Annotated in this window: 13 protein-coding genes and 1 pseudogene; 8 read left to right on the top strand and 6 right to left on the bottom strand. The window is 62.2% G+C overall.

The window, feature by feature from the left end; genetic code table 11:
• The first annotated feature begins 252 nt into the window (after positions 1–252).
• Complete coding sequence (locus B1781_RS21100) at positions 253–3,762, top strand: DUF1631 family protein (RefSeq protein WP_334223811.1); 3,510 nt, start codon at positions 253–255, stop codon at positions 3,760–3,762.
• Positions 3,763–3,783: 21 nt separating this feature from the next.
• On the opposite strand, the gene B1781_RS21095 is transcribed toward B1781_RS21100, so the two are convergent.
• Positions 3,784–4,926, bottom strand: a complete 1,143-nt coding sequence (locus tag B1781_RS21095) for a HupE/UreJ family protein (protein WP_078121548.1) — start codon at positions 4,924–4,926, stop codon at positions 3,784–3,786.
• 230 nt (positions 4,927–5,156) lie between these two features.
• On the opposite strand from B1781_RS21095, the gene B1781_RS21090 reads away from it, so the two are divergent.
• Entirely contained in the window at positions 5,157–7,064 is a 1,908-nt protein-coding gene (locus B1781_RS21090; protein ID WP_078121545.1) for a 5'-nucleotidase C-terminal domain-containing protein, read from the top strand.
• Between the two features lie 61 nt (positions 7,065–7,125).
• On the opposite strand, the gene B1781_RS21085 is transcribed toward B1781_RS21090, so the two are convergent.
• Positions 7,126–7,764 (bottom strand): arylesterase, encoded by a 639-nt coding sequence (locus tag B1781_RS21085; protein WP_078121543.1) that lies wholly within the window; start codon positions 7,762–7,764, stop codon positions 7,126–7,128.
• Between B1781_RS21085 and B1781_RS21080 the strand changes: the two genes are divergently transcribed.
• From B1781_RS21080 to B1781_RS21060, 5 genes are all read left to right on the top strand, one after another.
• On the top strand, positions 7,745–8,428 hold the full coding sequence (locus B1781_RS21080; protein ID WP_078121540.1) for an ABC transporter ATP-binding protein: 684 nt from the start codon (positions 7,745–7,747) through the stop codon (positions 8,426–8,428). The genes B1781_RS21085 and B1781_RS21080 overlap by 20 nt on opposite strands.
• Entirely contained in the window at positions 8,425–10,902 is a 2,478-nt protein-coding gene (locus B1781_RS21075; protein ID WP_078121539.1) for an ABC transporter permease, read from the top strand. Before B1781_RS21080 ends, B1781_RS21075 begins: the two co-directional genes overlap by 4 nt.
• 155 nt (positions 10,903–11,057) lie before the next feature.
• Positions 11,058–11,927: a hypothetical protein gene (locus tag B1781_RS21070; RefSeq protein ID WP_078121537.1), complete on the top strand. Its 870-nt coding sequence runs from the start codon at positions 11,058–11,060 to the stop codon at positions 11,925–11,927.
• Positions 11,928–11,931: 4 nt separating this feature from the next.
• Positions 11,932–14,019 (top strand): GNAT family N-acetyltransferase, encoded by a 2,088-nt coding sequence (locus tag B1781_RS21065; protein WP_078121536.1) that lies wholly within the window; start codon positions 11,932–11,934, stop codon positions 14,017–14,019.
• Between the two features lie 37 nt (positions 14,020–14,056).
• Positions 14,057–14,518 (top strand): peroxiredoxin, encoded by a 462-nt coding sequence (locus B1781_RS21060; RefSeq protein ID WP_078121535.1) that lies wholly within the window; start codon positions 14,057–14,059, stop codon positions 14,516–14,518.
• Between the two features lie 21 nt (positions 14,519–14,539).
• Here B1781_RS21060 and B1781_RS21055 read toward each other — a convergent pair whose 3' ends face one another.
• From B1781_RS21055 to B1781_RS21035, 4 genes and pseudogenes are all read right to left on the bottom strand, one after another.
• Positions 14,540–14,947, bottom strand: coding sequence for a CBS domain-containing protein (locus B1781_RS21055; protein ID WP_078121534.1), 408 nt, complete (start codon positions 14,945–14,947; stop codon positions 14,540–14,542).
• Positions 14,944–15,294 (bottom strand): P-II family nitrogen regulator, encoded by a 351-nt coding sequence (locus tag B1781_RS21050; protein WP_078121533.1) that lies wholly within the window; start codon positions 15,292–15,294, stop codon positions 14,944–14,946. Before B1781_RS21050 ends, B1781_RS21055 begins: the two co-directional genes overlap by 4 nt.
• A 12-nt stretch (positions 15,295–15,306) precedes the next feature.
• Positions 15,307–16,822 (bottom strand): annotated as a pseudogene (locus B1781_RS23515) (DUF1538 domain-containing protein).
• Between the two features lie 95 nt (positions 16,823–16,917).
• A complete protein-coding gene (locus tag B1781_RS21035; RefSeq protein WP_078121530.1) occupies positions 16,918–17,631 on the bottom strand; it encodes a pseudouridine synthase in 714 nt (237 codons plus the stop codon).
• Between the two features lie 65 nt (positions 17,632–17,696).
• Between B1781_RS21035 and B1781_RS21030 the strand changes: the two genes are divergently transcribed.
• Complete coding sequence (locus tag B1781_RS21030) at positions 17,697–19,994, top strand: hybrid sensor histidine kinase/response regulator (RefSeq protein ID WP_078121529.1); 2,298 nt, start codon at positions 17,697–17,699, stop codon at positions 19,992–19,994.
• The last annotated feature ends 5 nt before the right edge of the window (positions 19,995–19,999 follow it).

Below are 19,999 nucleotides of genomic sequence, written 5' to 3'. Positions count from 1 at the left end.
TTCGTGCGGAACGTTCAATTTTTTGTTTTGCCGGACGCTAATTTCTATCTGACAGGCTAAGTTTTCGAGTTGTTGAACCCTTATGGCTACCGGTACAGGGATGCAGTTTCGACAGGTAGGTGAGTAATGTCGGCTCCTGTGGAACGCCGCCGTTCTAAACGCTACGCGACAGAGCTCCGCGGCTGGATAGGCCCAGCGGGCGGGAATCAGGTCGCCTGCGTGATCCGCGATTACTGCAGCGGCGGCTTCCTCGTGCAATTGCTTCAATCGGCCGCCGACCAGCAGTTTAAGCCGGAGGTCGGGCTTGCCATCTACCTGAACACCGAGTTTCTGGCCGAGAAAGGTTCACGCCCCATCCGGATTCGCGCGTCAGTCGCCTGGGCCAAAGGTGAGCACCTCGGCTTGAGTTTCTTCCGTCCGTCCGAGGCGATCGTTGAGGCGCTTCAGGCGCACGATGCACTTGCCCGGTCGGGCCGCGACGAACCCGTAACCTCATCAAGCGGCGGTACGGCGCGTTGCCTGGCGAAGTTCCGGCATATCGCCAAAGGCACTCTGCCAGTGCTGTACCGCGACCTATTGGTCACGACGCTCGACGGTTTGCTCAAACGCGCAGACCACCTGGGTTCGAACAAAGAGCTGCAGCAGGTCTACGCCGACATCAACGCGCTTGAACAGCTGCGCAGCGGTGAACAGCTTACACAGGCGACGATCGAAGCGGCATTGGACAAGCCGCCGGTAAAAGACAAGGCGCCGTCGGACAAACCCGGCGAGCTGAGCCTGGTGGAAACCGATGAGTTCGAGCGCTGGTTGGAGGCCTCGCGGGTTGCGTCGTTGCTCGACCGCATTTTCAACGACCGCATCGCTGCGCTCGGTTCGCGGCTCGCCGGGATCCGCGATGTGAGCGGCGACTGCGGGTTGGTCGTGCCTTTCGAGCCGCGGCACTTCACCGAGACCCTGAAGAGCTTCGCGATCAAGCTCGAACTCGGGCCGATATCGCGCGGGCATCTGTTTGATACCGCGGCGCGGATGCTGCCGGATGAACTCGGCGAGTTCTATCACGAACTCGATCAGGCGCTGGACGACATCGGCGCGCCGAAGGCCAAGGTTGTACCGTTGCAGACCAACAAGGCGAAGCGCGGCGTCAGGGCGCCTGCGGAGGCGACTCCTGGTGGCGGCGCCGCACCGACTGTGGGTGGGAACGACACGGCGCCGACGGCGCCAACCCTGAAGCTTTCCAGCAACGTCGTGCAGCGGCCATTCGGTCGGCCGCAGGTGCTCGATTCGAGCGCGGTTGCCGCGCTGCGTCATCGCGACGAGCAGAACCGCCAGCATCTGGCGCACGAGATGCTGAACTACGTGACGGCCTTGCCTCACGTCGGTGAGGTCTTGTCCGACTCGTTGCGCCAACTCGGCGGCGCGTTGACCCGCGAAGCCGTGGCCGACGAAGATTTCTTCCGCAATCCCGAGCATCCGATTCGCCGCATCATGGACAGTCTCGGGCATTGGCAGATGTTCCGGCCGAGTGACGATCCGACCGCAGCAAACGACCCGGCATGGCACGAGATTGCTGCGTTGCTGGCGCCGGTCGGTCACCAGGATCTCGACGACGAAGCACTGCGCGGCATCGCCGACCAGGTCGCCGGTCTCACCAAGGAACAGAGTCGCCAGTATCAACGCAATGTCGAGCGTGTGGTTGAGGCCAGCGAAGGACGCGATCGTGTGCGTCGCGCTCGCCGCATGGTGTCCAACGAGTTGGACCGTCGCTACAGAGACAAGCGGGTTCCGCAGGTCGTTGTCGAACTGCTCGATGTCGGTTGGCGCGCCATTCTCGAACTGGCCTGGCTGAATGCCAACGATGGTGCCGATCGCTACGCCGAGATGCTGCACCTGCTCGATCAGGTTGTGCGCAAGCTCGGTGGAGACTTCTTCGATCAGCAGGCGGGTGAACTCGATACGCCCCAGGTGCTCACGCGCATCGATGACGAACTGATGGCGGTGGCGTTCGACCCTTACAGCCGCAACGCCGTGCAGTCGCGCCTGAAGAGTGAGTTGGAAGCCGCACCGATGGGCGATGTCGAACTGGTCGCGATGCCGGCGCCGGGTGAAAGCGAGGATGTCCGCGCAGTCACCGCCCGTCCCGAAGGCGTGGCTGAAACCGTATGGACCGCGATTCTCGACCGCTGCGCCAAGATTCGGGTCGGTGACCGCATCCTGATGTTGGATGCGCCGCGCGGTGAACGGGCCCAACGCGTGGCCTGGATCAGGGGCGACCGCGAGCTGTTCGTGTTGGTCGATCATCGCGGTGTCCGCGCACGCGATCTTTCGCTGAAGGACCTGGCATATGGTGTCTACCAGCACCGTGTCGAACTCGATGCGGTCGATGGGCGGCCGCTCAGCGACCGTGCAGTCGATGCCATGCTCGGACGCATGGAAGAGCAACTGGCGCATCAGGCGACCCATGATTCGCTGACCGGTCTGCTGGGACGCCAACAGTTCAACATGGTGCTCGAGAAGGCCATCTCGATCCCCCAGCGTGCCGACAATGCCGGCGTGCTGCTGCTTATCGATGTCAATCAATTCCGCTTGATCAACGAGATACATGGTTACGACACCGGCGACCGTTTGCTGGTCGCCGTGGCGCGTCAACTCGAGAAGCTCAAGTCGAGCAAGGTGCTCGCCCACATGGGCGGCGACCGGTTTGCCGCCTTGTTGCCCGATATTGCGTTGAGCGACGGTACCGAGATTGCGCGTGGCATCCGCACGATGGTCGAGGAGATGCCGTTCGACTGGCAGGGGGGCGGCATGTCGACCGTGGTGTCGATCGGTGTGGCCGCGCTGCCGATGTCCGATGCCGGAGAGGCTGCGCATGCCGGTGCGGTGTTGCAATGCGCCGAGAGTGCGTTGTCGCTGGCCAAGGCCAGTGGAAGCGACGGTGTGTACGTGTACAACGCTGAAGACCCGGATATCGCGCGCCGCAAAGAATCGGTGCAGTGGGTCGTCAAGGTCGATGACGCCTTGGACCGCGGCCATCTCAAACTGCGTTGCCAGCCGATCGTGCCGGTCAGAAGTGATGCCGGATTGACGCCGCACTATGAAGTGCTGCTCGGCGTGGACAATGGTGCAGACGAACCGCTGTCGATCGCCGAGTTCATCGAGGCTGCCGAACGCTACCAACGCATGCGATCGATCGACCGCTGGGTAACGCGCACGGTCATGGACTGGGTGGCGACACACCGCGATCATATGCCGCGGCTGCACGGCTTCGCGGTCAACCTGTCCGGCCAGACGGCCAGCGATCCGGGGTTCGTGCAGTTCGTACGCGACGAGTTCAAGCGCACCGGCATCGAGCCGAAGTGGCTGAGTTTCGAGGTGACCGAGACCTCTGCGGTGTCCGACCTGCAGGCCAGTGCCGGCATCATCCACGATCTCAAATCGCTGGGTTGCCAGGTGGCGCTCGACGATTTCGGCAGCGGTCTGGCTTCGTACTCCTACCTCAAAGAACTGCCGGTCGACTGGTTGAAGATCGATGGCGTGTTCGTGCGCAAGATCGCCTCGAGCCGCGATGACTTTGGCGTGGTCAAATCGATCAACGAGATCGGCCATTTCCTCGGCAAGAAGACCATTGCGGAATACGTGGCCGATGACGAGATCCTGCAACTGGTCGGTGAGATCGGTGTCGATTTCGCACAGGGTTTCGGCATCTCGCCGCCGATGCTGATGGACGACCTGATGCGATCGGAGCTGGCCACCGAAGAGGCCTGATCGCTCGCATCCGCGGCACGGTTACAGCGCCAATCGCTCCCACGTCCAGTAGAGGCCGACCGCTGAAATCATCAGCGAGCCGGGTATCGCGACCAGTTGGCGATAGTAGGTTTTGTTGCCGAACCAGATGCCGATCAACAGCGTCGCCAGGCCGATGACGGCAAGCTGTCCGAACTCGACCCCGACGTTGAAACTGATCAACGCGGTGGCGAATGCGTCATTCGGCATGCCGAAGTCGGACAGCATGCTGGCAAACCCCAGGCCGTGCAGCAGGCCGAACATGAACACCAACACCAAGCGGCTGTTGTGCAGCGTGCGGTGCCAGATGTTTTCGATACCGACATAGGCAATCGACAGAGCGATCAGCGGTTCGACCACCTTTGCCGGCAGTTCGATCACACCGGTCATCGCCAGCGCCAGCGTAATCGAGTGGGCGATGGTGAACATCGTGATCTGCCACAACAGCGGGCGAACCTTTGCGCTGAACAGGAACAGGCCGAATACGAACAGGATGTGATCGAGGCCGTCCGGGATGATGTGGTCGAACCCGGCGCCGACATACTCGCTAACGATGTCCAGGAAACCGGGAGGACTGAACACCTCCGTCAGCGAGAACGGTTCGCTCGTTTTCTCTTCGCGAATCCACTGCCAGGCCGACCAGTGCCATTGCTGATTGCGTTCGTCTACCTGTCGCACGCGCACGGCGTTGTCACCGAACGCGATCGGGTACAGCCAGGTCAGTGAGCGTGCATCGTCCGGGACCGGCCCTTCGAGCACGATCTCGCTGATGCGTGGCACCTTGGTGTAGCCGGGCACCGGGATGTTGACCTCTGCGATCGACATGTCGGCGCGTCGACCGTCGAAACGCACCTCGATGGCGTCGAGCATTTTCTGTCTGAATGTGTCGAACTCGACGTGCAGATCCGCCGCCTGCATTTCGCGCAGGCGGTCGTATTCGTCCGAGGTCGGGGCCTGGGTGGTGTCTTGGTATTGACCGTTGATGCCGGTCAGCAGCGCCTCGATGCTGGCGCGCAGCTCAATGCGAAAACGTCCTTCGGAAAAAACGCTGATTTCGACCAGCGCGGGTTTGACGACGTCGGCGTGCGCGACGGCCGCAAGGCACAGCAGCAAGATCGCGACGAGCGCCTGGCGGGGAATAAACATGAAACTTCGACGTCCTTACAGCGATCGGCAGAAAACGGGGAAATACCCCAAATGCGTTCCGGGTATGCCCAAATAAAGATTTTTGCGGGTAGAGCTCAATAGCCCGCATTGCTACACTGCGGCGCCTGCTCATTATCAGCTCGGTGTACGGCCGGCGTCACTTCACCGTAGACCCCGCGGGCCATTCTGCCAAACCAAATCACCGAAATAAAACGTGCGAGATCAGTTAGATGCCAAAACTTGACCGTCGAGACTTCCTCAAAGTGATGGGCCTGGGTGCCGCCGCAACGGCCGCGCCTTTCCTGTCCAAGCAAGCGTTCAGTGGCCCGAGTGTTCCCGAGGGCTTTTACGACCTGCCGATCAAAGGCAACGTGCGCATCCTGCACGTCACCGATGTACACGGCCAACTCAAGCCGGTGTATTTCCGCGAGCCGAACGTCAACCTGGGCGTTGGCGACGCCTTCGGTCGTCCGCCGCACCTGGTGGGTAAGAAGTTGCTGGATGCGATGGGCTTGAAGCCGTCGACGCCCGAATCCTATGCCTACACCTATCTGGATTTCGACGAAGCGGCACTGAAGTATGGTCGTACCGGTGGTTTCGCCCACATGAAGACGTTGCTCGACAATCTGCGTAAACAGGCGGGTGGTCGTGAAAACACCTTGACGCTCGACGGCGGCGACCTGTGGCAGGGCTCGGGCACGTCGTTGTGGACGCGCGGTGTCGACATGGTCGAGGCATCGAACATCCTGGGCCTCGACATCATGGTCGGTCACTGGGAGTTCACCTACAAGGAAGAGGAAGTGCTTTCGAACGTCGCCTTGTTCAAGGGTGACTTCATCGGTCAGAACGTACGCGTCAAACCGGATTCGTTGTTCGGCGACGAGTACCCTGCGCTGGTCGAAAAGTACGACGGCCGCGGTCTGTACGACGAAGACACGGGCTACGCCTTCCAGCCGTATGTGATCAAGGAGATCAACGGCGCACGTATCGCCGTGGTCGGCCAGGCCTTCCCCCGTACCGCCAATGCCAACCCGCAGGAGTTCTTCCCCGATTGGTCATTCGGTCTGCGTGAAGACGACATGATCGCGCTCGTCACCCAGATCCGCGAAGAAGAAAAACCGGATGCGGTCGTGCTGTTGTCGCACAACGGTATGGATGTCGACATCAAGATGGCCGAGCGTGTGCCGGGCCTGAATGCGGTGTTCGGCGGCCATACCCACGATGGCATCCCAGAGCCGATCAAGGTCAAGAACGTTGAAGGCCACGAGTGCTGGGTGACCAATGCCGGCTCGAACGGCAAGTATGTCGGCGTCATGGATTTCGATATCCAGGACGGCGAACTCAAAGGTATGCACTACAAGATGCTGCCGATCATCTCCGACTGGCTGCCGGCCGACAAAGAGATGGAGGCCTACATCAACCAGATGCGGCAGACCAAGTACGACGAGAACATCGTCGAGTCGCGTCGCTCCGATTCGTTCTTCAGCAAGGCACGTGTCGGCAAGACGTTCGAAGAAATCCTCGGTGAAAAACTGGCGATCGCCGATCGACTGCTGTATCGCCGCGGCAACTTTATGGGCACCTGGGATCAGGTGCTGTGCAACGCATTGCGGCACGAATACAACGCCGACATCGCGCTCTCGGCCGGTGTGCGTTGGGGTACCACGACCCTCGAAGGTGACTGGATCACGATGGAAGACGTCATGACCCAGTGCTCGATGACCTATGCCGAAACCTATGTCGCCGAAATGACCGGCGCCGAGCTGTTGAATATGCTCGAAGGTGTTGCCGACAACCTGTTCGACCCGGATCCTTACCTGCAATCCGGCGGCGACATGGTGCGCGTCGGCGGTCTCGACTATACGATCGATCCGTCGAAGAAGCTGGGCGAGCGCATCTCGAACGTCACGCTCGACAACGGCCATATCATCGAAGCCGGCACCAAGTACACCGTGGCCGGCTGGGCGACGGTGAACCGCACCCCCGATGGTCGCCTGATGTGGGACGTGGTGCGTGACTACATCCTGGCCAAGAAAGGCCCGGACAACGTGCTCAAGCTGCCGAAGATCAATCTCCCGACCCTGGTCAACGTCAAGTCCAACCCGGGTATCGCAGACTATCGCGGCGAGTGGAGCTGATCGCGCCGAGTCGCTTGATCAAGACGACAAAATCCCGCCCTCTAGGCGGGATTTTTTTGCCTCAGTGCTGCGAGGCCGTCTGCGGTTGGAGCAGCGGTAGCAGCGCCGGCCATACGTTGTCGAGAATGCGTGGTTGGGCCTTGACGCCGGGGTGGATGCCGTCGGCCTGCATCATGTCGCGTGTCTCGGCGACGCCCTCGAGAAAGAACGGCACCAGAGCGACGTTCTCTTCGCGCGCCAGGTCGTGAAACACCTGGTGGAACTTCTCGGTATAGGCTTTGCCATAATTCATCGGGAGCTTGATGCCGAGCAGCAACACGCGTGCGCCCGCATCGCGCGCCCGTTGAATCATCTGTCGCAGGTTGCCGCGCGTCTGGTCCGGCGAGAATCCGCGCAAGCCATCGTTACCGCCGAGCGCGATAATCAGCACCCCCGGGTGTTCGCGTTGCAGCGCTGCCGGTAGCCGCGATGCACCGCCGCGCGTGGTATCGCCGGAAATGCTCGCATTGACCACATGGTAGTCGAGCTGTCGCAGTGCGAGGCGCTGCTGAAGCAAAGCCACCCACCCGCGTTGTTTTTCGATACCGTAAGCGGCGCTGAGGCTGTCGCCGACAACCAGGATCTTTTCTGCAGCACCGGCTGCGAACGGTGCACAGGCAACAAACAACAACAGCAGACAAATGGACGAAACGGTACGCATCAAAGCCACACAGTTGGGTAAACAGGTTTCAATGTCGGATGGTCGGGTACTCGACATCCTGTCGGCGATCGATATGCAGGTCAACGCCGGCGAGGCGGTCGCCATTCTCGGGCCGTCCGGTTCCGGCAAGTCGACGCTGCTCGGTCTCCTCGCGGGGTTGGACCAGCCAACCCAGGGGCAGGTTTCGTTGCTCGGCCACGATCTGACGACGATGGACGAAGATGCCCGCGCTGCGCTGCGCGCCGGACGAGTCGGGTTCGTCTTTCAATCCTTTCAGTTGTTACCGGGGATGACCGCGTTGGAGAACGTGGCCCTGCCGCTGCAGATCGGGCGGCACAGCGGTGGACGTGAGCAGGCCGAGACGCTGTTGCGCGATGTCGGACTGGGCGAGCGACTCGACCACCTGCCGCGCCAGCTGTCCGGTGGCGAACAGCAACGGGTTGCCGTGGCGCGTGCCTTCGCCGGTGAGCCCGAGATCCTGTTCGCCGATGAACCCACCGGCAACCTGGATGCGGCGAGCGGCAAGCGCGTGATCGAGTTGTTGTTCAACCTGCGCGACCGCGCCGGCAGCACCTTGCTGCTGGTCACCCACGACCAGCAACTGGCGTCGCACTGCGACCGCGTCTTGCGCCTGGAGGCCGGGCGCATGCAGGCGGCGTCGTGAACCAAGGCTGGTTGACTTTTGCCCACTGGCGCGCGGCACGCCGTGAACCGGGGCTGCGCCTGCTGTTGCTGGCGATGCTGGTTGCAGTCGCGGCGCTGACTTCGGTGGCGTTCTTTGCCGACCGGGTCGAACGCGCCCTGGTGTTGCAGGGGGCGGCGCTGATGGCGGCCGACCTGGTGGTCGAGCAGGGTGAGCCGATTCCTGGCGAGTGGTTGCAGCAGGCCGATTCGCTGGGTCTGCAGCGCGCCCGAGTGGCGACCTTTCCGAGCGTGGTCAGCGGTGCCGACCTGCCGGTGCTGGTGCATGTGAAAGCCGTCGAGCCGCCGTACCCACTGCGCGGTCACCTGCAGGTCGAAACGCCCGAGGGCGATCGCGATGGTGCGCCCGCGACCGGCAGCGCCTGGTTGGAAGGCCGCCTGGTCGACCGGCTGAATGCGCGGATCGGCGATTCGGGCGTGCAGCTTGGCGAACTGCCGCTGAAGGCCGCCGGCTTGTTGCGCGATGAACCTGACCGTGGCGGCAACCTGTTCGGTCTGTCGCCGCGCCTGATGATCAACTACGCCGACCTCGAACGTACCGGCCTGCTCGGGCCGGCCAGCCGGGTCAAGTTTCGCCTGTTGCTGTCCGGCGAACGCCCGGCGCTCGACCAGATGCGTGAGTGGCTCACGCAGCGCCTGCCGACCGGCGCCGAACTCGAAGATCTGGAAAACGCCCGGCCCGAATTGCGCACCGCGCTGGAGCGTGCGCGACGCTTTCTGAGTCTTGCCGCCCTGTGCGCCAGCCTGCTGGCCGGCGTCGCGATCCTGTTGGCGACCCGTCGCTATGTCGACCGCGCACTCGACAGTGCCGCGGTGCTGCGCACCCTGGGCATGAGCGGCAAGGCAGTGCTGCGCTGGCACTTCGGGCAACTGCTGGCGGTGGTGATCGTCGCCACGCTGGGCGGCAGCCTGGTCGGTCTGCTGGGGCAGCAGGCGCTTGTTGCAGTGGTCGGTGACTGGTTCGGCGAGGCGCTGCCGGCGCCGGGGTGGCGCCCCGTACTCGTCGGCCTGTTGTTCGGCCTCAGCCTGGCAATCGGTTTCGCGATGCCGACCTTGCTGCGCGTCGGGCGCGTGCCGCCATTGCGCGTGCTGCGGCGCGAGATCGATGCGCCGAGCCTGGCCACCTGGTTGGTCTGGCTGCTGGCCGCCGCGGTGTTTGTCGGCCTGATGATCTGGCAGGTGCAGGATCTGAAGCTGGCAACCGGCATGGCGTTGGCGTTGCTCGCGGCGATCGCCTTGATGATGGGCGCGGGCTGGCTGATGCTGAGACTGCTGGCGCCGCTGCGCCGGGCAGGCGGCACGGCAACCCTCGGTCTGGCCGCGCTGGCGCGCTATCCGCAGCTGACCTTGCTGCAGTTGGCCGGGTTTGGGCTCGGTATCACCTTGCTGTTGATGCTTGCAGTGGTGCGTGTCGATATCGTCGACACCTGGCAGGGCAACCTGCCGACACAGGCGCCCAATCACTTTCTGATCAACATTCAACCGGAAGAGCGCGCTGCGGTGCAGGCGATGCTCGACGAACGCGCGATTCCCAACTCCGGGTTGCATGCCACAACGCGCGCCCGCCTGATGGCGATCAGCGGCAGGCCGGTCAATCCGGATAACTACGACGACATCCGTTCGAAACGTCTGGCGACGCGTGAATACAGCCTCGGTTTCAGCAGTGACATGCAGAAAGACAACCGGCTGCGCGCCGGCCAATGGTGGAGCGGCGCAGCAGCGGTGCAGCCGGGCTTCTCGGTCGAGGTCGGCGTGGCCGACAACCTGGGGATCAAGGTCGGCGATACGCTGACCTTCGATGTCGCCGGTCAGCAGGTCGAGGCCGCAGTGAAGAGCCTGCGCACCGTGGCCTGGGATTCGTTCAATGTGAACTTCTTCGTCGTCGGTACACCGTCGATGGCGGAACAACTGCCGGTCGCCTACCTGTCGAGCATCTATCTCGACGAGACCACCGAGCACTTCACACGCGACCTGGTCGAGCGCTTCCCCGCGGTATCGGCGTTGGATATCCGGCCGATCATGTCGCAGGTGCGCGACATCATGGATCGCGGTGCGCTGGCAGTGGAGATGGTGTTCGTGTTCACCCTGGTTGCGGCCGCGCTGGTAACCCTCGCTGCGACCCAGGTCAGCAAGGACGAGCGCGCACGCGAGGTTGCGGTGATGCGCACGCTCGGGGCGTCGCGCCGTCGCCTGCTGTCGGCCGTATTGGCCGAGTTCGGGCTGCTCGGTTTCATCGGTGGATTGCTCGCGGCGGTATTGGCCAGTGTCAGCGGCTACCTGATCGCTGTCGAGTTGTTCGACCTGCCGGGCAGGGTAAGTGCGGCGACCTGGTGGCTGGGTATCGGCGGCGGCACGCTGGTGGTTGCCTTTGTCGGTTGGCTGGCGACGCGCCGTCTGCTTGGCGTACCACCGCTTCAGGTGCTTAACTCTGAGTAGTGGGATTTCCAGCGTAAGGAACCAGTTTTCATCATGACCGGCGAAGCGCAGCGGCAACTCGGCGATAACGCATCAATGCCGTGTGCGGTGACGATCGTGATTGCAGCATCGAGTGACAGACTGTTGTTGGATGCGCAAAACGGGCGGCTGTCACCATGATCGTCGACTGTTTCGCCCGTCGCATCATGTCGCCGTTTCAGGGAGTGCTGCAGGTAGTGCGCGTCGGTGCCGGCGAAGCCGAGAGCACGGACGGTCGGCATTGGGTGCTGTATGCCGCGCATCCCGATATTCTCGCCCACTCGGGGCTTTCAGAGGTGCGTTTCGGCACCTGGAGCGCCAAAGACGGACTGCGCCGCGCGATGGTACGTGGCACCGCGGCCGGCGACCTCATCGAACAGATCGGTCAGCCGTTGATCGGTGCATTGGAGGCCTTTGCCGAGCAGACGCCGTTTCCGCTGCAGGATATTCGCGAGTATTGGTTGCTCGATGCAATCACCCGCGAACCGCTGGTGTTGATCGACAGCCTGTTGCACGACGAGCCGGTGCCGCCGGCCGAGTCGCCGCGCTGGTTGCCGGGACAGGCAGCGCGCAGCGAATTTGTCGAGCTCGACGCATTGGAGGCCGTGCTGCGCGATCGTGCCGGTCGTTACCCGGAAGGTATGTGGTTCAGCCGCGATGCACACGGTGGCGGACATTGTGCGGCCGGCGTCGCCTATCCCGCATCGCATTTCCCGCGCCTGATGCTGAAAACCGACTGGGAAGATGCCGAGCTTCAACGCCTTGCGCAAGCGTTCGTCGATTGGTGGGCGCCCGCCCTGCTGCAACTGCATCACCTCGGCGACCAGGAGCGCAGCAAGCTTGAGATATCGGCCGCGCGCCGTGCGCAAGCGGTCGCGCGATTGTTTAGGCTCTATCCAAAGACGATCAACGAGGACGTGATCCGCGTGGCGCGGGTGCAGGCGCGCATGCAGCGCTCACGTAACGCATCAGCACACTACGAAGAGCCGTTCATTTGGTCAGAGTGAGCTGATGCCGGTCGATCGTCGTTTGCTGTTGTTGCCGCATGCGGCATCGCATGTGGCCGATTGGCTGCTGAATGCCTTCGGTCCTGCCGCATCGGCGCAGGTGCTGTGGGTCGCCGAGCAGGCGCCTTCGCCTTTCGTCGCGACACCGGCAAACAAGGTGGCATCGCGCCTCGGTGGTGAGTGCGACATGCTGGTGGTCGACGCATGTCAGGGTTTCCATCCGGATGCTTTTGCTGCTGCCGCGGGCACCTTGCGCGGCGGAGGGGATTGTCTGCTGATCACCCCGCCACTCGAACAGTGGGCGTCTTTTGCAGACCCGGACAAGCGCCGTTTCGCCGCCTACCCGCGCGACATCGGTGAGATGCGCGGCCTGTTTATTCAACGCCTGCTGGCTTTTGTCGTCGACCACCCTGCCGTAGTCCAGGTGCATGACCTCGACCGGCAGGCACCACGGCTTGCACCGGCTCGGGATGAAGTCATCGTGCTGAACCGGGATCAACAGCACTTGGTTGAACGTGTCGAGCGCGTCGCGCGAGGTCACGCACGGCGGCCGTTGGTGGTGACGGCCGATCGAGGCAGGGGCAAGTCGACGGCACTGGGTGTCGCAGCAGCGCAACTGCTGTTGAGCGGCTATCCGCACGTGACCGTGATTGCGCCGCACAGGCGCGCGGTCAATACGCTGTTTCGACACGCTGCACGGCTCGCCGACAGGCCTACGGACAAGGTCGACGACCTGTTGGTTGGCAACGGTAGCTTGCAGTTTCGTCTACCGACAGAGTGGTTGGCGATGCAGGAAGACAGCGATGGATTGGTCATCGTCGATGAAGCGGCAGCGATTCCGGTCGCGGTGTTGAACGACGTGATCGAGCGCGCAAACCGCCTGGTGTTTGCGTCGACGGTGCATGGCTACGAGGGCAGTGGGCGTGGATTCGATCTGCGTTTTCGCCGGCAGCTCGATCGGCAGTTTCGCCAGGTGCAGGACGTCCGCCTCAGCCATCCGGTGCGTTGGCGCAATGCCGATGCGCTCGAGGCATTGGTTGACGATTTGCTGTTGCTCAATGTGGATCTCGCGGCTGCGCCATCGTGCGGCGATGTTGTCGTGTCCAGGCTCGACATCGACGCGCTGGTCGGCGATGAACAGGCGCTACGCGCACTGTTTGGCTTGCTGGTCAATGCGCACTACCAGACGCGCCCATCAGACCTGCGTCAGCTGCTCGATAATCCCGACGTGCACCTATGGGCGGCGAGCCGTGACGCGCAGGTCGTTGGGGTCGTGATGGCGGTCGAGGAAGGTGGGTTCGACGCCACGCTATCGCATGCGATCATGCGAGGACAACGCCGCCCGCGCGGTCATCTGTTGCCGCAGTCACTGGCGGCACATGCCGGGCTGGATGCCTTTCTCGGGTTGCGCTTGCTGCGCGTGCAACGCATCGCTGTGCATCCCGACTTGCGCAGGCACAGAGTCGCGACCCGGTTGCTCGATGCGGTTGCCGATTGGGCTGCGCTAAACGACTTCGCCGCGATTGGTTGTGCCCATAGTATTGAGTTGCCGCTGCTTCGCTTCTGGCAATCGGCGGGGTTTCAAGCGGTACGCTTGGGCACGCGCATCGATCCCGCGGTGGCGGCCCCGTCGGTGTTCATGCTGCGCGGTGTCGGAGAGGCCGGCGAATCGCCTGTCGCCAGCGCTGCCTTTCATTTCCGGCAGGATCTGCCCTGGACCCTGGGCGGCGCCCAGGCGTCACTCGATCCGGACGTGGCGGTCGAGCTGCTCAGGTCGCGAGATTGCGGCGACATGACGCTCGGTGTGCATGACCTGCGCGAGCTCGAGCGTGTGGCATCGGGTGTACGCGGAATAACCACCGCAGATGCATTGATTTGGAAAGCGGTCGTCGTGCTGTGTGCGCAAGCCGCCGATGCTTGCGATCTGCCTCTGGCTGTCGCAGCGATTCTGCAGCATTGTGCTATACCGTTATTGCGACGGCGTTTTTCCGTGGATGGTGTTGTCCAGCTCGAACAGCGTTTGCGTAGCTTGTTGTCCGCAGGGCTACCGCTGCTCCAATCCGAGGTTGACGCGCGCTCCCCGGCCCCATAAATTCCGCCGGAAACGACAAAGCCCGAGGAGATGCGCAATGCTGAATGTGGGAGACCAGGCACCTGAGTTCAACCTTCCCGACGCGGACATGTCGATGACCGACAGTGAGAGTCTCGCGGGCAACCCCTACGTCATTTACTTCTACCCGAAAGACGATACGCCCGGCTGCACGATGGAGGGAATCGAGTTCACCGAACTGATGAGCGACTTTGACGACCTCGGTGTAGCGGTACTCGGCGTGAGCAAGGATACCTGCGTCAGTCACGCCGCGTTCCGTGACAAGTACGGGCTCAACGTTCGCCTGTTGGCGGATGTCGAAGGTCAGGCCTGCGAGGCCTTCGGCGTGTGGCGGGAAAAGGAAAAGAACGGCGAGAAGAAGATGGGCATCGTGCGTTCGACCTTCATCGTCGACGGCAACGGGGTGATCAAACACGCCATGTACGACGTGAAACCCAAGGGCCACGCCGAACAGGTGCTAGAGATGGTGCGCGGTCTGTAAGCGTCGTGCGGTCGCGTCGGTTCAGGTAAGCAGGTCCTTCATGCCCTTGATGACGATATCGGCATAGCTGACGATACCGATCACCTCGCGGTCTTCGATCACGGCCGCACGATTCAGGCGGTAGCGCTCGAACAGGCGGGCGCAATAGCGGATGTCCATCTCAGGATCCACGCCGACCAAGGGCTTTTCCATGATCTCGTAGATATTGACGCGCTCCGGTGCACGGTTCTTTGCCAGCACCTCGGTGGCGATATCTTCGAGTTCGACAATGCCGTATTCGTCATCCTCGTTGCGTCGTCGCACCACCAGCGCCTTGGTATCGATGTATTGCATATTGCGCAGCGCATCGGCGACGGTCGCCAGGCCATCGACGACGTCGAACTCTTTTTTCATGACGTCCCGTACGCGGACCAACTCGGGTTGGCTCATATTTCTTCCTCTACGATTTCTTGCAGTTTTGCGACTTGACCGGTAACGCCGACGGCATCTTCGACGTCGATCTGAATGGCGATACCGGACCCCGGCTTGGATTCGAATTCTCCGACACGCGCGATCTCTTCCAGGATCTGCCGTGCCAGGTGTTCCTCGACCAGGAACAGCACCATGTCGCGTTGCGTGTCCAGCGACAGGCCGAAGAACGTCTTGGTCTCGTTGAGTCCTTCACCGCGCGCGTTGTTGATCACGGTCGCGCCGGTGGCGCCGGCTTGGCGCGCCGCCTTCATCACGGCGTCGGTTTTGTCATCGTCGACAAAGGCAATCAGCAGTTTAAAGTGCATTTCGGTAGCTCCTTAATCGGTCGGGGTCGACCGTTTGGCCCGCCACTCGGACAGTTGTGCATAAGCCATCACCGTCATCATCGGAAACAGGCTCGCGAACGCGATTAGGCCGAAGCCGTCGAGCAGCACGCTGCGCCCGGGAACGGTACTGGCGAGGCCGAGGCCGAGCGCGGCGACCAGCGGCACCGTAACGGTGGAGGTGGTCACGCCGCCTGAATCGTACGCCAAGGCGATGATCAGGCGTGGCGCATAGAATGTCTGGATCACGACAATGATGTAACCGGCAATGATGTACCAGTGCAAGGGCGTGCCGCTGACGATACGGTAGGTTCCCAGCGCGATGCCGATCGCCACGCCGAGAGCGACGGCAACCCGCAGGCCCATGATGCCGATACTGCCGGCCGACACCTGGTTGGCCTTGATCGCCACGGCCAGCAGCGACGGCTCGGCGATGGTGGTTGAGAAGCCGATGGCGAAGGCAAACAGGTAAACCCAGCGATAGTCCCACACGTTCAAGCCGTTGAGGTGGTGCGTGAGACCGGCGATAAAGGCGGGATCGGTGAGCTGCTCGGCCATCAGTTTGCCCAAGGGGAACAGCGCCAGTTCCAATCCCTCGAGAAAGAACGCCAGGCCGATCAACACATACACAAAGCCGGCCAGTACGCGCCCCAGTCGCGGAATCGACTTGCGCAATACGAACAGCTGAAAGCCGAAGATGATCGCCGCGATCGGCAGCACGTCGGTGATCGTCGCAAACAGCGTGGTGAGCAATTCTGAGAACGGATTAGCCGACATGTCAGATCACCATCCCGTATCCCATGACGAAGATCATCGGCGTCAGCGATGCAAAGGCGATCAGTCCGAAACCGTCCACCATCGGGTTGCGGCCCTTGATCGACGACGCCAGCCCAACGCCCAGCGCGGTCACCAAGGGGACGGTGATCGTCGATGTCGTGACCCCGCCCGAGTCGTAGGCGATGCCGATGATCTCCGGTGGTGCGAAGGCGGTCATGACGATCACCCCGACATAGCCGGAGATGATCAGGTAGTGGATCGGCCAGCCGCGGATGATGCGCAATACTCCGACCAGGATGGCAAAGCCGACCGATAAGGCCACGGTAAGCCGCAGGCCATCGGCATAGCTCTCCTTCGCCTCCACGCTGCTGGCGATCATCTGGCCATTGGCGGCGACCTCGGCGGCCTCTGCGGCGATCGCGATCAGCGCCGGTTCGGCGATCGTGGTGCCGAAACCGAGCGCGAAGGCGAACAGCAGCAGCCACATCAACGAACCTTTGCGTGCAAAGGCGTAGGCCATGGTTTCGCCGATCGGAAACAGACCCATCTCGAGCCCGCGCACGAACAGCGTCAGGCCGATCACGACGAACAGTGCACCAAGCAGGATTTCGGCGAGGTTAGGGATGGGTTGTTGCAGGACAACCAGCTGGAAAAACGCGATGACCACGACGATCGGCAGCAGATCGCGCGCACTCTTGATCAGCGGTGCAACGAATCGGTTCAGTTTTTCCACTTCGCTCACTGTGCCAAAAGTGCCGGCCGGCCACCAGCTTCGACAACGTGGCGACTTTGATGCGGGTTAAGAAAAGTGATCTCTGGCTGGCCATCTTAGCTATCGCCGGGACCGGCCGAAAGCGGATGGGCGAAGATGTCACCAATCTGTAACCAATCGTCGTCGGGGCTGGCGACTAACTGCACCCTTTCGCCAGAGTACGGGTGGCTAAAGCCGAGGCGGGTCGACATCAGCAATAGGCGACCGATACCGAACTGTTGTCGGAAGAATCGATTGTGCTTGCCGTTGCCGTGTGTGGTGTCGCCGATCAAATGGTGCGACACGTGCTTGAAGTGTTTGCGGATCTGTTGGCGTCGCCCGGTTTCCGGGGTTACCTGCAGTAAGGAATAACGCGTGGTGGGGTAGCGATCGACGGCGAACGGCAACTCGACCTGGGCGAGGCATCGATAGTGGGTTCGCGCATGCTGCGGTTGCTTGTTGCCTTCGTCGTCGCTGACCGGGTGGTCGATCACCCCGCTACCGTGCAGCCAGCCGCGGGCAACCGCAAGGTAGGACTTGTCCACCTGGCGCGACTCGAACTGCTGTACCAGCGAGCGCGCCGCGTCTGCCGACAGGCCGAAGAGCAGCACACCCGAGGTCGCGCGGTCCAGGCGATGCACCGGGTAGACGCGTCGGCCGAGTTGGTCGCGCAGCAGCTGCAGCGCAAAGACCTGATCCTGCGAGATCGGGCTGCGATGCACCAACAGCCCGGGCGGCTTGTCGATCGCCACGTAGTGCTCGTCGCGGTAGAGAATGGTCAGGGGCGTCATGTTTTCCTGTGATCCGGGCAATGTCGGGATTCTAATCCGGTCCGCCAGGCGCTATCGTGCACGGCATGTCGTTACGCCTGCGTATCCTGCTCTTCCTGTTCCTGTTCGGCCTGCTGCCGCTAATGCTCGCGGTAATTATCAATCTGCCGCTGGTGCTGGAGCGGGTCGAGCTGTTCTACCGGCATGCCTTTCTGCAGAACCTGCGCGCCGATTTCAGCGATCTGGATCAACACCTGGCAAGCCGCGATGCCAGCGTCCGGTTGCTCGCCAAGCTGCCGGAACCGGGGGCCCTGGTCGGTGACGATAACGAACTCGACAAGAAAGAGATCGATGTCGCGCGCGCACGCTATACCGACTGGATCAACCGCATTCTCGGCGAAGAACGCGATATTACCGAGATCCTGTTCCTCGATGAGCAGGGGGTCGAGCGCTTCTGGCTTGAACGTGACAGCAAGGGAAGCTGGAGCCCCACTACGCGGCGTCTGCGTGGCGTATCGCCGGAGCATGCGGCCTTGTTGTTGTCGGGGCGTCTGAACAACGTCGTTTTGAGTCCGCTGCGGATCGATGTCGATGCCAACGATCCTGCCAGGGTGTTCACCTTGCAGTTGATCAGCCCGATCGCCGCGGGCGTGCCGGGCGAAAAGCCGATCGGCCTGGTGGCGATCACACTCGACATCGCCGGCCTGGTAAGGCGTGACAACAAGACCCTGTGGGTGCACGACGACGGCCGCTTCCTGCACCTGCCGGGGTTGCCGACGCGCGAAGGCAATGCCTTCGAAGACTATCCGGGCCTCAAGGACATGTTCACCAGCAACCGCATCGTACTGTGGGAGCAGGACAACAACCGGGTGATCTGGATACCGATGTTTCGCACCGTGGACGGTGACAAGTTGTGGGTCGGTCGGCCGGTCGATGATGCGCCGCTGCAATCCTTCCGATCCGAGATCGTGTTCCGCGTGCTGCTGATCGTGTTTGGCCTGGTGTTCATGCTGTTCATCGCGGCGCGCTGGATCACGCGGCGCGCCGAACGCATTGGGCGCGACCTGACCGAAGGCGTGCGCAAGACATTGGAATCCGATCAGCCGGTGATGTTCGAATGGTCCGGTTCGCCGGAGCTGCGCCAACTGGCGGGCGACCTGACCCGCCTGTCGCAAACGCATGCCAGCCAGACCCGCAACCTGCGTGCGCACGCGCGCGAGCTCGAGGCGACCAACCGCTATAAGTCGGAGTTTCTCGCCAACGTCAGCCACGAACTGCGCACACCGCTCAACTCGATCCTGCTGTTGTCCAAGCTGCTGGCCAACAAACGCGATGAGCTCAAGGGTGAGTCGCAAGAGCAGGCCGATGTGATCCACAAGGCGGCCAACGACCTCAAGGCGTTGATCGACAATATTCTCGATCTGTCGCGCATCGAGGCGGGCCGCTTGGAGACGCACACCGAATCGGTGGCCGTCGATGAACTGCTCGAAGACCTGCGCCTGTTGCTCGAACCGCAGTTCGCTGCCAAGTCGCTGGCGTTGGATGTACAGATCGAAGCGGGCGCGCCCGGCTGTATCGAAACCGACGTCGACAAGGTGCGACAGATCTTGAAGAACTTCCTGGCCAACGCCGTGAAGTTCACCGACCGCGGTTCGGTCATCCTCAAGGCAGCGGCGGCATCACCGCCTTACGCGATCGAGCTGTCGGTGGTCGACAGCGGCATCGGCATCGATCCGGGCAAGCAGGAGGCGATCTTCGAGGCGTTTCAGCAGGCCGACGGCTCGACCAGCCGGCGTTACGGTGGCACCGGGCTTGGGCTGACGATCAGTCGCCAGCTCGCCGAACTGCTCGGTGGCGAGATCCGTTTGCACAGCACACCGGGCAGCGGTTCGACCTTCTCGTTGATGCTGCCGGCGGAGTGCGGTCACGCTGCGGCCCTGCCGGCACGCGTCGTCGACACGCGACCCGTCGAATCGCATCCGGAGGGCGAAGCGGCACCGCAACCGAGTGAGTTGCGTGGCCTGCATGTGTTGTTGATGGTGCCGGACGTTCGCCTGCAACTGCAGCTCAGCGGCGTGTTGCGCGACTGGCAGATGGTGCTGCATCTGGCAGACGATTTCGATGAGGCGATGGAAACACTCGAAGAGTTGGAAGTCGTTGATTTTCTAATGATCGACGTGCGCCCGCCCAACGAGAATGCGTGTGCTACGATCAAAGCAGTACGCGATCGCTTAGGCGATAGCACTGCAATAATTGGCTTGGTCTCGGGTGATGGCGAATCCGCCGTCCACAGTTGTCCGACCGACATCGTGAATGACGTCTTGGCGGTGCCATGCGACGCGCGTGCACTTTCCGATGTCATGCATCGTCAATCAGCCAAATAACAATC

This window comes from Thiosocius teredinicola (assembly GCF_002009425.1).
Taxonomy (GTDB): domain Bacteria; phylum Pseudomonadota; class Gammaproteobacteria; order Chromatiales; family Chromatiaceae; genus Thiosocius; species Thiosocius teredinicola.
This window is presented reverse-complemented; position numbering and strand designations above follow the sequence as displayed.